Annotated in this window: 9 protein-coding genes and 1 pseudogene; 6 read left to right on the top strand and 4 right to left on the bottom strand. The window is 47.7% G+C overall.

Annotated features, from left to right (window positions below; translation table 11 throughout):
- Positions 1-11 precede the first annotated feature (11 nt).
- Positions 12-422: pseudogene (locus DXZ20_RS19505) on the top strand (pentapeptide repeat-containing protein); the annotation flags it as partial.
- Between the two features lie 428 nt (positions 423-850).
- Here the strand turns inward: DXZ20_RS19505 and DXZ20_RS19510 are convergent.
- Positions 851-1,015, bottom strand: coding sequence for a hypothetical protein (locus DXZ20_RS19510; RefSeq protein ID WP_163670432.1), 165 nt, complete (start codon positions 1,013-1,015; stop codon positions 851-853).
- A gap of 572 nt (positions 1,016-1,587) precedes the next feature.
- On the opposite strand from DXZ20_RS19510, the gene DXZ20_RS19515 reads away from it, so the two are divergent.
- Positions 1,588-5,775: a TIR domain-containing protein gene (locus tag DXZ20_RS19515; protein ID WP_163699963.1), complete on the top strand. Its 4,188-nt coding sequence runs from the start codon at positions 1,588-1,590 to the stop codon at positions 5,773-5,775.
- A gap of 92 nt (positions 5,776-5,867) precedes the next feature.
- Here DXZ20_RS19515 and DXZ20_RS19520 read toward each other — a convergent pair whose 3' ends face one another.
- The gene (locus DXZ20_RS19520; RefSeq protein ID WP_163699964.1) at positions 5,868-6,941 is read right to left on the bottom strand and encodes a GNAT family N-acetyltransferase; all 1,074 of its coding nucleotides are present in this window, start codon (positions 6,939-6,941) and stop codon (positions 5,868-5,870) included.
- A gap of 1,260 nt (positions 6,942-8,201) precedes the next feature.
- Here DXZ20_RS19520 and DXZ20_RS19525 point away from each other — a divergent pair.
- Genes DXZ20_RS19525 through DXZ20_RS19540 form a run of 4 tightly spaced genes read left to right on the top strand, consistent with a single transcriptional unit; the run spans position 8,202 to position 12,460 of the window.
- The gene (locus DXZ20_RS19525; protein WP_163671846.1) at positions 8,202-9,464 is read left to right on the top strand and encodes a hydroxymethylglutaryl-CoA synthase; all 1,263 of its coding nucleotides are present in this window, start codon (positions 8,202-8,204) and stop codon (positions 9,462-9,464) included.
- The gene (locus DXZ20_RS19530) at positions 9,464-10,231 is read left to right on the top strand and encodes an enoyl-CoA hydratase/isomerase (RefSeq protein WP_163699966.1); all 768 of its coding nucleotides are present in this window, start codon (positions 9,464-9,466) and stop codon (positions 10,229-10,231) included. The genes DXZ20_RS19525 and DXZ20_RS19530 overlap by 1 nt, the downstream gene beginning before the upstream one ends.
- Positions 10,219-10,986 (top strand): polyketide synthase, encoded by a 768-nt coding sequence (locus tag DXZ20_RS19535; protein ID WP_163699968.1) that lies wholly within the window; start codon positions 10,219-10,221, stop codon positions 10,984-10,986. Before DXZ20_RS19530 ends, DXZ20_RS19535 begins: the two co-directional genes overlap by 13 nt.
- A gap of 13 nt (positions 10,987-10,999) precedes the next feature.
- Positions 11,000-12,460, top strand: coding sequence for a condensation domain-containing protein (locus DXZ20_RS19540; protein WP_163699970.1), 1,461 nt, complete (start codon positions 11,000-11,002; stop codon positions 12,458-12,460).
- 48 nt (positions 12,461-12,508) lie between these two features.
- On the opposite strand, the gene DXZ20_RS19545 is transcribed toward DXZ20_RS19540, so the two are convergent.
- On the bottom strand, positions 12,509-13,213 hold the full coding sequence (locus DXZ20_RS19545) for a 4'-phosphopantetheinyl transferase family protein (protein WP_163699972.1): 705 nt from the start codon (positions 13,211-13,213) through the stop codon (positions 12,509-12,511).
- Positions 13,214-13,263: 50 nt separating this feature from the next.
- On the bottom strand, positions 13,264-13,611 hold the full coding sequence (locus DXZ20_RS19550; protein WP_163670421.1) for a hypothetical protein: 348 nt from the start codon (positions 13,609-13,611) through the stop codon (positions 13,264-13,266).
- Positions 13,612-13,641: the final 30 nt, after the last annotated feature.

The raw sequence follows: 13,641 nt of genomic DNA on the forward strand, positions 1-13,641 counted from the left end.
TGGCCCTTTTGATGGGCGCTCCCCCCAGTCGGGCAGAGGCACCGATTGAGTCAGGCTTGGAGGCACGGGTGGCCGACAATGTACAACAACTGCTCATCACCAACCACTGTCAACGCTGTTATTTGGTCGGGGCTGACCTCAGTCAAACGCATTTGATTGGCGCGGACCTCCGAGGCGCAGACCTCCGAGGCGCGGACCTCTCCTGGAGTAACCTCGAAGGCGCGGACCTCACCGGGGCCAGCTTGACCCATGCCAATTTGACGGGGGCCTTTTTGACCAATGCCAGTCTGGTCAACGCCAACTTAGACCATGGGAATTTTGCACAGGCTCAGCTCTACTATGTGGATGTCACGGGGGCCTCTATGGAGAACCTCAACCTCGCCCAGGCGACGGTCGTGGGCACTCCCATCAGTATTGGGGGGGACACGGTACCGGCTGAACAGGGCAACCACCTCCCGATCTTTGTCCCGGATGAGGCGCACCCCCTGGTGCCGCCCCAGAATCTCTGGCTTGTGCCACACCCTCATACCCCTGACATCTTAGATGTCCCCCCACACATTATTCCCCATGCTTGAGGGGGTATGAGAGCCCTCCCTTATCCATACCCAGAACCGGCAGGTGTTCACGTAGAGGACCCAGCCGGTTACACCTTGGACGTGATTTAATGCTCGAAATATCAGTCATAACAACGTTGGGGACGACGTCATTTCTCCCGTCAAGAAATAGTTCACTACGGCCACAGGACATCCCTTACCAATCGTTACTTAGGTATGCAGAGCCAGCAGCCCACCTGCATTTTCCAGATGGGCTGCTGACCCCTTATTGTAACCACAGTTCCACCTGCTATGGCCTACTGATTAGTCTCTGAAATATCTCCTTCAAAGGGCTGTACCCCCGTTTCAGGATAGTTATCATCACTGGGAGAGAAGAGTCGTTTAGCAGCATCAAATATCCAAACTGTAGATTGCTGAATAGACTGACCAACCGTGCTTACCATTCTTTGTAATGCGCTCATAATAAAGCTCCCTTAATGCAGATAAATTGATCTAGCAATGCTTTTCTTTGTAGGAATATTGCAATTCCCAACAGTCTTCTAAAGACTAAACTCTATGGTTAGGCAAAACTGCTATGGCTCTAGAAGAATTATCTTGCTGCTTGTATCAAACAGCGATTGGTTCAGATAACGCCATAAAAGCATCCCTACATGCTCCAAGCGAGTTTTCTAGATGAACACTGGCTACCCCCCTCCCTGATTGTTTAATATCGAACACCTTTTAAGATACAGAGAAAGTTTGGGGATATTGTGAGGACAAATAGTATGGTGCAATGAACACGCCGACAGCCCCTAGTACCTCCCCATTTACAACCAAGCGTTACGGCCCTCAGGCACTTGCAGCTAAATAACCACCACGTCCCATGCACCCATCTACCCATCCATAGTCCTAGCCTGGGACGGTTTTGTGGGCAATCTAGCACTCTGGTGGTATTTCCTTCAGCCTTTTAGAGCACGCCGTTAAAGAAGTATAGATTGCAGCTCTATTGAAACGATATAGTTTAAATACGTCTAACACCAATACATCTTGTATTATGACTCATTACCAAGATGCTTTTATTTCCTATGGTCGGGCAGATAGCAAAGCCTTCGCTACAAAGCTAAATGACCAGCTGGTCGATCAAGGATTAGATGTTTGGTTTGACTTTGAGGATATTCCTCTAGGCGTAGACTATCAAAAACAGATTGACACCGGTATTGACCGGGCTGACAATTTTCTCTTTATCATTTCACCTCATTCTGTTAATTCATCCTATTGTGGCTTAGAAATTGAGCGGGCCATATCGCGAGGGAAACGGATTATTCCGATCTTACACGTCGAAGAAATTAGCCGAGAAATTTGGCAACAGCGCAACCCCCAAGGTGCAGATGCAGATTGGGAAGGCTATAAGGCTGCTGGGAAACATTCTAGTTTTTTAAATATGCATGCTGCGATCGAAAAAATCAACTGGATTTACTATCGCGAAGGCATTGATGATCTTGACCAGTCCTTTCAAGGACTGTTAGCGATCTTACAAAAACAGAAAAAATATGTACGCCGCCACACCATCCTGTTAAAGCAAGCGCTTTATTGGGAATATCATCAAAAGCAATCTGGCTATTTGCTAATTGGAAAAGAACGGCAAACCGCAGAAGCCTGGCTCACTCAACCATTTAAAGATGAGCAGCCTCCTTGCCTACCAACAAATTTACATTGTGAGTTTATTACTGAGAGCACTAAAAACGCCCATAATCTGATGACTCAGGTGTTTTTAGCCCATGCCGAAGAAGACATTTCTTTTCGGGAACAACTGCGTCAGCGTTTAATGCGGGAGAACATTACTGTTTGGACCAACAAAACCGATATTCTCACTGGCACAGACTTTAAACGAGCCCTCAAAGTCGGCATTGAAGAAACAGACAATATAATTTATATTCTTTCCCCCGCAGCCTTAGGGTCCACCTATTGTCAGCGAGAGATTGCCTATGCCCAGTTATTAAACAAACGGATTATTCCCCTGCTGGTTAAACCGTTGGATATGCAGCGGCTTCCTCCCCGCCAACGCTCCCTTCAGTTTATTAACTTTTCAGACAACACCAGCCTCGAACAGTATGAAGATGATATTGCCAAGCTATTACGAATTTTGCGCCATGGGGCCGATTACCACAGCGAGCATAAACAACTACTAGCAAAAGCTCTAAAGTGGAAACGCCAGCATCGCAATCCCAGCATTTTGTTAAGGGGCTACAATTTACGCCATGCTGAAACCTGGCTAAAAGTCGCTCAAGACCGTCCCCAACAAGGGCCTACAAAATTACAGACCACCTTTATTAAAGAAAGCTTACGCCAGCCTCCGGCCCAGTCACTAGACGTTTTTATCTCCTATTCCCGTAGCGATTCAGAATTTGCTCGTCGTCTCAATGATACCCTTCAAATTCAGGGTAAAACCACCTGGTTTGATCAAGAAAGTATTAGCTTTGGGGTAGACTTTCAGCAGGAGATTTATCGAGGCATTGCCTCAACGGATAATTTCTTGTTTGTGATTTCTCCACAGGCCGTAAACTCTCCCTACTGTGCTGATGAGGTCGCCTATGCAGCCAGCCTAAATAAGCGCTTTATTCCTCTATTGTATCAGTCTGTCGATACCCAACAGTTGCCTCCTGAGTTAGCTAAAATACATTGGATTGATTTTTCACCCCAAACCCACGACTTTTTAACTAGTTTTAGCCAACTAGTACGTACCCTGGATACCGACCGCAACCACGTGCAAAGCCATACAAAGTGGTGTCAACTGGCCATTGAGTGGGAACAGAAAGATCGCAGTGCCGATCTGTTGTTACGAGGCAGTGAATTAGTGATTGCTGAAGCCTGGCTACAGGAAGCCGAAATTGGCAAAAAACAGCCTCCTGCCACATCATTACAACAAGCATTTATCCATGCTAGCCGTGCCGCCCAGATGTCTGAAGAGGCTGCTGAACAGCAGCGCCAGATCCACCTACTTCAGCTACAAAAAGAGCGTACCCAAGAAGCAGAAACCCGGCTCGCTGAACAGAAAAAGTATGCCAAACGGCAACGGTGGTTTGTTGGAGTGCTGAGTGTTGCCTTAATCGTCGCCACTGGGTTAGGCGTGGTCGCCTTGATGTTGTTTGGTTGGGCTCGCGTGAGTGAACAACAGGCTAAGACCAGTGAGCAACAGGCTAAAGCCAATGAAGTAGAGGCCATCAGCCATACCTCAGAAGCACTATTTGTCTCCCATCACCAGCTGGAGGCCCTGCAAGCAGCTCTGCAAGCTGGAAGAGAGTTAGAAACAATGATCAATCCCACTGACCAACAGACTATTCCCGTCATTCGGGCATTGGGCTCGGTGCTCTATGGTATCCATGAAGCCAATCGGTTTTCAGGCCATGCCAACCTGGTCTCCGATATTAGCTACAGCCCCGATGGTAAACATTTGGCCTCAGTCTCCTGGGATCATACCCTACGGCTTTGGCGCTGGGATGGCAAACTTTTACGGGTGTTTAAGGGCCATAATGAAGCAATTTATAGCGTTGCGTTTAGCCCTGACGGTCAAACCCTAGCCTCTGCCAGTGGTGATCGCACTGTGAAGCTCTGGGATATCGAGGGGACCCTGCTCAAAACTCTCAGCGGCCACCGCAAGACTGTCCGGGCCGTTGAGTTTAGTCCCAACGGCCAGCTGCTTGGTTCCGCTAGTGATGATGGCGATATCCGTATTTGGAATCGGGATGGTACTCTGCGCCAGACGCTCACAGCGCACCATGGGGGCAGTCCAGTGCTGACACTGGTTTTTAGCCCTGATGGTCAAACCCTGGCTTCTGGCGGCGGAGATGGCACGATTAAGTTGTGGTCCGTCGAGGATAACCAACCAGCAAAACTGTTGTCCGGTCACCGCCAGGCAATCTCCAGTATTGTCTTTAGCCCCGATGGGGCAACCATTGCCTCTAGCAGTCGCGATCGCACTATTCGACTCTGGAATTCTGATGGGACTGCCCGGCAAGAACTCAAGGGGCATACGGCCTCAGTGGATAGTGTAGCCTTTAGCCATGATGGTGAACGGCTGGCATCGGGCAGTCGCGATCGCACTATTAAACTATGGAGTTTGACTGGCCAGTTATTAAAAACACTACAGGGCCACGAAAATGAAGTACAGACAGTCACCTTTAGTCCAAATCATCAACTAGCCTCAGCCAGTGCAGACAACACCATTCGCATTTGGCACACTCAGGAAGACCTGGTAACAGTCCTGGATGAACACAAAGAACCGATGCGGGATGTCAGCTTTAGCCCCGATGGGACCTTAATGGCCGTAGCTGAGGGGAAAAACGATATTAAGATCTGGCACTCTAACGGTACCCTGCTGCAAACTTTAAAAGGTCATAACAATATCGTGCATTCGGTGACCTTTAGTCCCGATGGCCAAACCCTGGTTTCCAGCAGTTACGATCAAACAGCAAAAGTTTGGCAGGTGGGTGCTAATCAACCGGCACACACATTGTCTGGTCATCAAGGACGCGTCTATGCCTCTAGCTTTAGCCCCGATGGTAAAACCTTGGCCACGGCTAGTCGCGACACCACCATTAAGCTTTGGGATCTGGAAACTGGTAATCTGCTACAAACTCTTTCTGGTCATAGCGATCGGGTTTATGACGTCACCTTTAGCCCCGATGGCCAATGGTTAGCTTCCACAGGACGAGATACCCATGTTCACCTACGGCAACGACACATGGATGGTAGCTTCGCTAATGAGCCTGCTCGTGTGCTTACCTTAGATGAAGAAGACCGTGCCTGGAATAGAGCGATAGAGTTTAGTCCCGATGGCCAAACCCTGGCAGTGGCAGGCTACGACAAAGCTATTCGCCTGTGGAGTTTAGAGGGAGAATTATCACATACATTAACCGGTCACGGTGCCTGGGTGTATGGCATCAGCTTTAACTCCGATGGCACGTTACTTGCCTCCGCCAGTGGCGACAAAACAATTAAACTGTGGCATCTGGATGGCAAGTTACTATTAACCTTGGCAGGTCACAATGACTGGGTATTTAATGTTGCATTTCATCCAGAACACTCACAAATTGTTTCTGCCAGTGCAGATGGAAAAGTCATTCTCTGGAAATTACAGTTCGAGCTAGAGAACCTGATGAAACATGGTTGTGATTGGGCAAGGTTTTACTTGCACAACAATGTGGAGATGGATGAGAACGCTCGCCAACTGTGTAACGGTTAGGATTCTATTACCATAATCTTTCCGAGATAGGAAGAATGCTAGTAATAACAAGACTGAAAGAAACAATGGAGCTGATGTCGGAGAGCTTAACTCTAGCCTATGGAAACGTACATAGGATGGGGTTTATTGCTTTTAGTCATAGTTGTGTGAATAAAATCTTGTAAGCCAGCAATATCTCTAGCAAGCCCTTTTTCCCTACTTTGTCGATCCAGAATCCGAAATCGTTGAGAATTGATGCTGACGTATGAATCAATAAATCGCCGATGGGATTTTTCCTTAATTGAGTTGATGGGAATTAAAATAGCGGCTTCGATCACATTGCCAAACTCAAGATTACAAACACTGCCAAAGTAACGAAGCTGATCGCTTGTCTTTAGATAACTATTGAGCAATGATGGCATTGACTGTCCTGTTTTCTTAAGTTGAACCCTAAGAGAATTGAGGGCAGTTTTATCAGAGCCCTCTGCCCATGAAAAATGGGGAAATGAACTATTAAGGGTAGCCGGGTCATGAATTCGACAATGGATCTTAGGGACAACCAACCTGTCTTGAGTCATCCCGTAACGTTGCATAAACGGCAATAATAGCGCTTGGACAGAGTAATAATGGGGTGATGCAATAGTCACTTTGCCAAAAAAATAGTCCATGTCAGGATACTCTCGTATCAAAGCACCCAACCCACACCAGACTGCAAATAGTCCTAGTCTGCGTCGTTGGGCACTACGATTAACAACTGAGCGCCCTAGTTCAATGGTCTTAGGCAAATATTGCTCTCGAAACCGTTGGGAAAAATCAAACAGTTTAGCTGTGGCCAGATCCAGCCTACCGTCCACATGCAGAGCATCACGGCAGAGAATGTAACGATGCATGGAGACAATTTCTTGAGCAACGGGATCCCATACCACGAGCTGACGATAGGGAACCGGTCCATAATCAAAGCAATCGATATCTTTCGGTTTTCCACTGCCACCTCCCTCCCGGCGAAATTCGACTTCTCGAATCCGGCCAATTTCGGTCATCACCCGAGGCGCATCATCCGCCGTTACCAGATAGATCTCTAACCCTTTATGGGTCCGAATCAGCTTGTCTACAGTCAACTCAGAGGACAAGACCTGTTTGTCAATGGCGTTGGTGATGGAGGGCAGCATTGTCGATGTCGCATTCATTAGTAACACCTTTCAAGTTATAGCGATCAAAGAGGATACCATCCTTAGAAGATGTGCCACTTTACTGGTGAGACGCCAGAAGTCTAGTTGGTACGGATGACATTACCACTAGCTGCGTCCTCAACCACAGCAATCCATAGACTTAAGCCACTGATTAGCAAGGATAACAGTGAAAAATAACAACGTTAACGTTTGTATCAGAGAAGAGATTTTGAAGCACTACAGGAATATGCTGTACACATGAGTTGAAAAGCTCATAGCCACAACACAGGGAGGTCTAACGATAGATATTTCGATAGAATCATCAGAAGGCTCAAAGACAACACCCAAGCACATCACTGATATTTCTTCTTACTTGCACTAGAGAGCCCTGTTTATAGTCAGTTCGCCTGACATTAAATACCTCTAAAAAGTCTTGTTTATTTTAGAAGAGTTCCTCAGCTGAGTGTTCTGGGTGTTGTTGTATTTTAAACCTGCACTCAATCCATCGCTACAACATCCGGGGCTAACACAGGAATACACCGTTAATCCCTGACTCAATCCCTAATCCGCTTACACCGCAGTGATCGCCGACACAAACCAAGCAACCTTGATGGTTGTATAAGCAGACCATAAGCATATCGGATAAAGAGAATGACATGACCCATGGCTAGCTTACTGTGAATTCACAGACAACGCAAGTGAGTGCATAACGTCTTTCAACCCCTACATCTGAGTAGAAAGAGCACTATATTTCTTAACCCTTTATATCTAAATCGAAGCCCCCATGGGTCTTAGCACTTGTGGGATTTCTTATATAGCAGTTATCTCACCGACTAGTACAAGGTAACTGATTTACCCACCCTCATAACCCTTTGAACAATAAGCAGAAAGTTGATTAATCTTTAGGTTTTGGGAATCAACTGTAATGCTTTGACGCTGTCTTTGTAACGGATAAATTGAGTCTAGGCAGGAGGGAGTTTATTAATGAGGAATATGAGACTCTCCTAAAAGAGGATGTCGAGTATGTGCCACTGATAGGCACTGCGGAATTTGTTAACCTGTATAAACAGGTTAAGACCTGAAGAAAATTGTAAGCCTACAATAAAACCACTGAGAATTACTTCACACCATGCGACTTGATGGATAAAGTCAAATTAAGGTGATACTCTACACAGATATCTTGATACTACATAGATATTCTTGTTTAACGAGCCATTGATGTCGAATTCCATGTCGACTCGAAATATGGCTCCATACGATGCTATCCAAGGAGACACTGTGGAACACGTTGGCATTGAAGCAATGAATGTTTTCGGAGGTACGGCCTACTTGGATGTAAGTAAATTGGCTGTGCATCGCAAACTGGATGTTGATCGTTTTGAGAACCTTCTGATGAAGGAAAAGACCGTAAGCTTGCCTTACGAGGATCCGATCAGTTTCGGAGTAAATGCAGCTAAACCGATTGTGGACGCGTTGAGTCCGGCTGAAAAAGATCGCATCGAACTGCTCATCACGTGTACGGAGTCGGGGATCGATTTTGGTAAATCGATCAGTACCTACATACACCATTATCTTGAACTCAATCGAAACTGTCGCCTGTTTGAACTCAAAAATGCCTGTTATTCCGGGGTTGCTGGTCTGCAAATGGCAGTCAATACAATTCTTTCTCAAACATCGCCCGGGGCAAAAGCCTTGGTAGTGGCAACAGATATCACCCGTTTTCTGGTCGCGGAGGGTGGTCAAGAGCTGACGCACGACTGGTCATTTGCCGAGCCTAGTAGCGGGGCTGGCTCAGTTGCCATGCTAGTCAGCGAAATGCCCTATATTTTCCAGGTCGATATCGGTGCCAATGGCTATTACGGGTTTGAGGTCATGGACACCTGTCGTCCGGTTCCCGACAGCGAAGCGGGTGATGCGGACCTATCGCTATTGTCCTATCTAGAGTGTTGTGAGAAGGCCTATCTGGAATACCAAAAACGCGTCAAAGATGTCGACTATACCAGCTCCTTTGGCTATCTCTCGTTTCACACCCCGTTTGGTGGCATGGTCAAAGGGGCTCACCGCAACATGATGCGCAAGATGGCCAAGGCTAAGCTACCGCAGATTGAGGAAGATTTCAGCCGTCGGGTTGCACCGGGTCTCACCTATTGTCAACGGGTCGGCAACATTATGGGGGGAACAATGGCATTGTCCCTGGCCAGCACTATCGATTGCGCGAGTTTTGATTCACCGCAACGGATCGGATGTTTTTCCTATGGGTCTGGCTGTTGCTCTGAATTTTTTAGTGGAGTAGTGACCAGTGAGGGACAGCAACGTCTTCGTCGCATGGGGATTGAGGCGCAATTGAATCGGCGTTACGAGCTATCCATGGAGGAATACGACAAGATGCTGTTGGGTAATCACGCGGTTCGTTTTGGCACCCGCAACGCGACATTAGACCCCAACTTTATGCCTGCAGCAAGATCAGCAAGGAATGGGAAACCACTGTTGTTTCTCAAAGCGATTCAAGAATATCATCGTGAATATGAGTGGGTATCGTAATGGAGCAATACGATACCATACGCATCAGGTTTGACGGCCCAATTTGCATGCTGCAGATTAACCGTCCAGAAGCCAATAATACTATCAACGATCTACTGATAGCAGAATTCCAAGACGTGCTTCGGAGGTATCGAGACACAATTACCGTTCTGGTAATTGAGGGATTGCCTGAAGTGTTTTGTTTTGGGGCAGATTTCCAGGCGATCGAGCGTAGTCTAGCGGGTGGTGAAGCAAAGGGGCAGGATCCTGAACCTCTGTACAATGTCTGGTTAGATCTGGCCACTGGGCCTTATGTCAGCGTGGCCCATGTTCGGGGAAAAGCCAACGCAGGCGGTATGGGATTTGTTGCGGCCTGCGACATTGTTCTGGCCAATGAAACCGCCATATTCAGCTTGTCCGAACTGTTGTTCGGACTCATGCCTGCCTGTGTGCTGCCGTTTCTAAACCGTCGCATTGGCTTTCAAAAGGCTCATTACCTGACCCTGATGACCCAACCCATCTCCGTTCAAAAAGCTGAGGCTTGGGGGTTAGTGGACGCTTATGATGCCAACAGCGAGAACCTGCTGCGTAAGCATCTGCTTCGCCTGAGACGGCTTTCTAAAAAGGGCATCACCCGTTATAAGCGTTACATGGGCGATCTCGATGGCTCGCTCGCCCAGGCACGACCCCAGGCTTTGGCGGCCAATCTAGAGGTTTTCACCGACATGGACAATCTTGATAAAATTGCCCGCTATGTTACAACAGGGGTATTCCCATGGGAGGAATGAGCACGGTATCGGAATCAGTGGTCAATGTTAAGGAGGTGGAACCCTATATTGTCCAGGTGACCATGTGCGATCGCGTGCACAAGAATACCTTCACCCATCAAATGAGCCGTGAACTGATTCTTGCTTTCCAAAGCATCGCAACCAACAACACATTTAAGGCCGTTATCCTGACTGGCTTTGACAGTTATTTTGCCAGCGGTGGCACACAAGAGGATTTACTGACCCTCCAGGAAGGGAATGGAAAATTTTCAGACAACAACATTTATGGCCTCGCCCTCGATTGCCGGATCCCGGTAATTTCAGCTATGCAGGGGCATGGCATTGGCGGCGGATTTGTGATGGGTTTATTTGCCGACTTTGTGATCTTAAGCAGGGAGAGTATTTACACAACCAATTTTATGAAGTACGGATTCACGCCAGGCATGGGGGCCACTATGATCGTTCCCCATAAGTTAGGACCAGTCCTGGGGCCAGAAATGTTGCTTCAAGCCCGTCGCTACCGGGGGGCAGAATTAAAAGAGCGAGGCGCTGTTTTTCCTGTTTATCCAAGAACCGAGGTCATGAAGCAGGCATTGGACGTAGCTCGGGACCTAGCTCGGATACCGCGTGTTTCCCTGATCACCCTGAAGGATCATCTTGTGCAGCAATTGCGGAAGGATTTACCCCGGTTCATTGAACAAGAAGTAACCATGCATGGCATCACCTTCCATCAGCAAGAAGTAAGAGATAACATTCGGTCTTTATTCGGCAAATAACATCACCTGACCCATGAATGATCTGCTCACCTTATTTAAACGCAAGCTGAATACTCAAGCGCCTACATCCCCTGATAACAGACCAACCATTGCCCGACCGCTCGGCAAAATGGAATACTCCGCCTGGATCTTTGACCAAGCGAGCCCATTTAACATAGGTGCGGCTGTGGATATTCATGGCAATGTGACTGAGGATGCTTTAGCGCAGGTGCTTCGTTGGTGCCAAATACGGTATCCGATGCTTCGCAGCATCCTACGCCAGGAACATCAGAAACTATACTTTGCCTGTTATGAGCCAGCAGAAGCACCGGTAATCCCCATCGAAATGTGTTCAAGCACCGAGGAGAATCGAGATCGGATTGCCACCGAAGAATTGCGCCGACCATTTGACGGCTATCATGAGTTAATGATCCGGGTAAAACTCGTAAGATTTTCCGAGGATTACTGCTCCGTATTCGTAACCTTTCAGCATTTAATCGGCGACGGCTTTTCCCATGCAAACCTGTTGGTGGACATTGTCAATTTACTTGGCACAGTCTCCTCCGGTGAAAGCTTACCATCACCGGAACCGCTTCCCTTCCCGCCGATGCTGGAAGATGGCATGGCCTCCCGTTTCAAGGGAATTAAAGGTCTGTTGCAACTGGTAAGCTGTCAATCCAAGGTAATGGGGCAACTCAATCAGCTGGGCGACATGCCAGCACCGTTGCGCAACGACGCAGATGTGCCGTTTGCTGAGCGACGGCCCATCGTCGAGACCTTCACGTTTAATGCTGCTGAAACAGCATCCCTAATTGCATATGCCAAGCAAGAACAGGTCACCCTTTACGCGCTGCTCATCGCCATCACCATGGATGTCATTCACCCGCTCCTGGCCGAGAGCCCAAAGCAAAAAGATACAACCGAGCGGGTGATTACCATGCCCATGCCCATCAATCTCCGTCCTTTCCTGTCCATTCCCAAAAATGATTTTGGATTATTCTCCTCTACCGTGGATGTGGTTCGCAAACTAACGGATAAAAAAAATATCCCCGAGATGGCCAAGGATATTAGACGCGAAATCAAATCCGCCATGAAGAAAGATTCTCCCCGGTTGTTTGTGATGCCAACGGTTGCGGCCATCATGGACTGGAAACTATTTTTCCCAAAAGGAAGCAAAGGTGTTGATCGAGCGGCTCGGTTCATTGTCAGCATGGCTAAGTACAGTTCCACCAGCTTGACGTTCCTAAATCTAACAAGAATGTCGACTAAGACTGGCAATTTTACGGTCACCAATGCCCGTGGTTACGTAGCTCCGTCGATCCTTGGCACTGCTCTTTTCAGCGCTGTCCTGTTCAAAGACTTACTAAATATTCACCTGAGTTACAACGAGAAACAATTCAGTGGAGAGGATGCTGCCCTATTGAAGCACCGATTTAAGACAACGGCACTGGCCGTGGCACAGGGAAGCAACACCATGGCTCAAAGCAAGCCTTAATGAGCTTGGACAACTGATGACTAAAACCAGCGAGCCCCCATCAGACTGCTATAGGGTTGATACGGCTGGAAAGCCCCAGTGACGAACCAGACGTATCGGTTGGCTACTGCGAAGGGCTGTCGTCACAATGTAATTTGGTGAGGGTAACCATTGCTCAAAAAACCAGTCACCAGCTTGGTTAAGCAGTCGAGGACCTCCTTCTCGTAGTTCAAATGCAATGCGTTCAAATGGCATTGACAGACCAAGTCCGAGGGCTTTTGAATAGGCCTCTTTGAGTGTCCAATACCGACTAAAAAGCAGAGGTCGCTCAGAGTCTGGCACCGTCAACAAGCTAGCCAACTCGGCAGGGGCAAGCACATTTGCAGCCAAGTGTTCCAAACAATTAAAGCGCTCGACTGACTCCACATCCACACCACAATCTAACTCGCGCGCTACGATAACAGCCACCATGCCACGTGTATGTGAAATATTGAAGCGCAAGGGTGGAAAGCCATACCCTGTAGCAATTTCCGGTCGACCGTAGGGGGTGGATTTGAAAACCCAATTCTGCGGTGCCACGTCCAGTTCAAATGATGAGAGAGCATGTCGGGCAAGGCCATGGGCCGCACGATAAGCATCCCGATCCAGATCGAACTGGAACCGTCGCATTTGCTCAATTTCTGCTGGCACGAGTGCAGCTTCGCAGCGCAGAATATCGACTCCACTAAGCTGAGAGACATCGACTACCCAAATCTTTGCAAGATTGTTAGTCAATGATCTCATTGCAGAGCCGATTTCAATCGATATGGCAACTCTCGATTCATCTAATCGTCAAGCCAGTCATGAAGACTATCAATAGCTGATTTCGGCATGAATCTCTTGGCCTGTCTTTCATTCTCTTTGTGGGCCTCAGAATTCTCAACTACATGCTTCCAAGCAGCCTTTTGGGCTTTGTGGTTATTAGTCAAAATATCCACGAGAGAGCTGTGCTTCTTATTACTCTCCGATTCTTCATGCAGCTCGCTTAATTTCTCGAAATAAACAGCAGCAGCTTTAGAAAAGACTTTGATCTCGTCCGTCAGGCCACCGAGAAGCTTATCGGTGGCAGGCTTATCATCGTCGTTATCGGATGCATCAATTACTTCAACATCATTATTTTTCTGGTCAGACATGATAATTACTTCCTATTTGACTAGTGTGTT

Origin of the sequence: Adonisia turfae CCMR0081 (assembly GCF_011009555.1) — a bacterium.
GTDB classification, from domain to species: domain Bacteria; phylum Cyanobacteriota; class Cyanobacteriia; order Phormidesmidales; family Phormidesmidaceae; genus Leptothoe; species Leptothoe turfae.

Coding starts and splice junctions, on each gene's coding strand:
- DXZ20_RS19510 (WP_163670432.1), bottom strand. CDS start 1,015: ATGAGCGCATTACAAAGAATGGTAAGCACGGTTGGTCAGTCTATTCAG.
- DXZ20_RS19530 (WP_163699966.1), top strand. CDS start 9,464: ATGGAGCAATACGATACCATACGCATCAGGTTTGACGGCCCAATTTGC.
- DXZ20_RS19515 (WP_163699963.1), top strand. CDS start 1,588: ATGACTCATTACCAAGATGCTTTTATTTCCTATGGTCGGGCAGATAGC.
- DXZ20_RS19540 (WP_163699970.1), top strand. CDS start 11,000: ATGAATGATCTGCTCACCTTATTTAAACGCAAGCTGAATACTCAAGCG.
- DXZ20_RS19550 (WP_163670421.1), bottom strand. CDS start 13,611: ATGTCTGACCAGAAAAATAATGATGTTGAAGTAATTGATGCATCCGAT.
- DXZ20_RS19520 (WP_163699964.1), bottom strand. CDS start 6,941: ATGAATGCGACATCGACAATGCTGCCCTCCATCACCAACGCCATTGAC.
- DXZ20_RS19535 (WP_163699968.1), top strand. CDS start 10,219: ATGGGAGGAATGAGCACGGTATCGGAATCAGTGGTCAATGTTAAGGAG.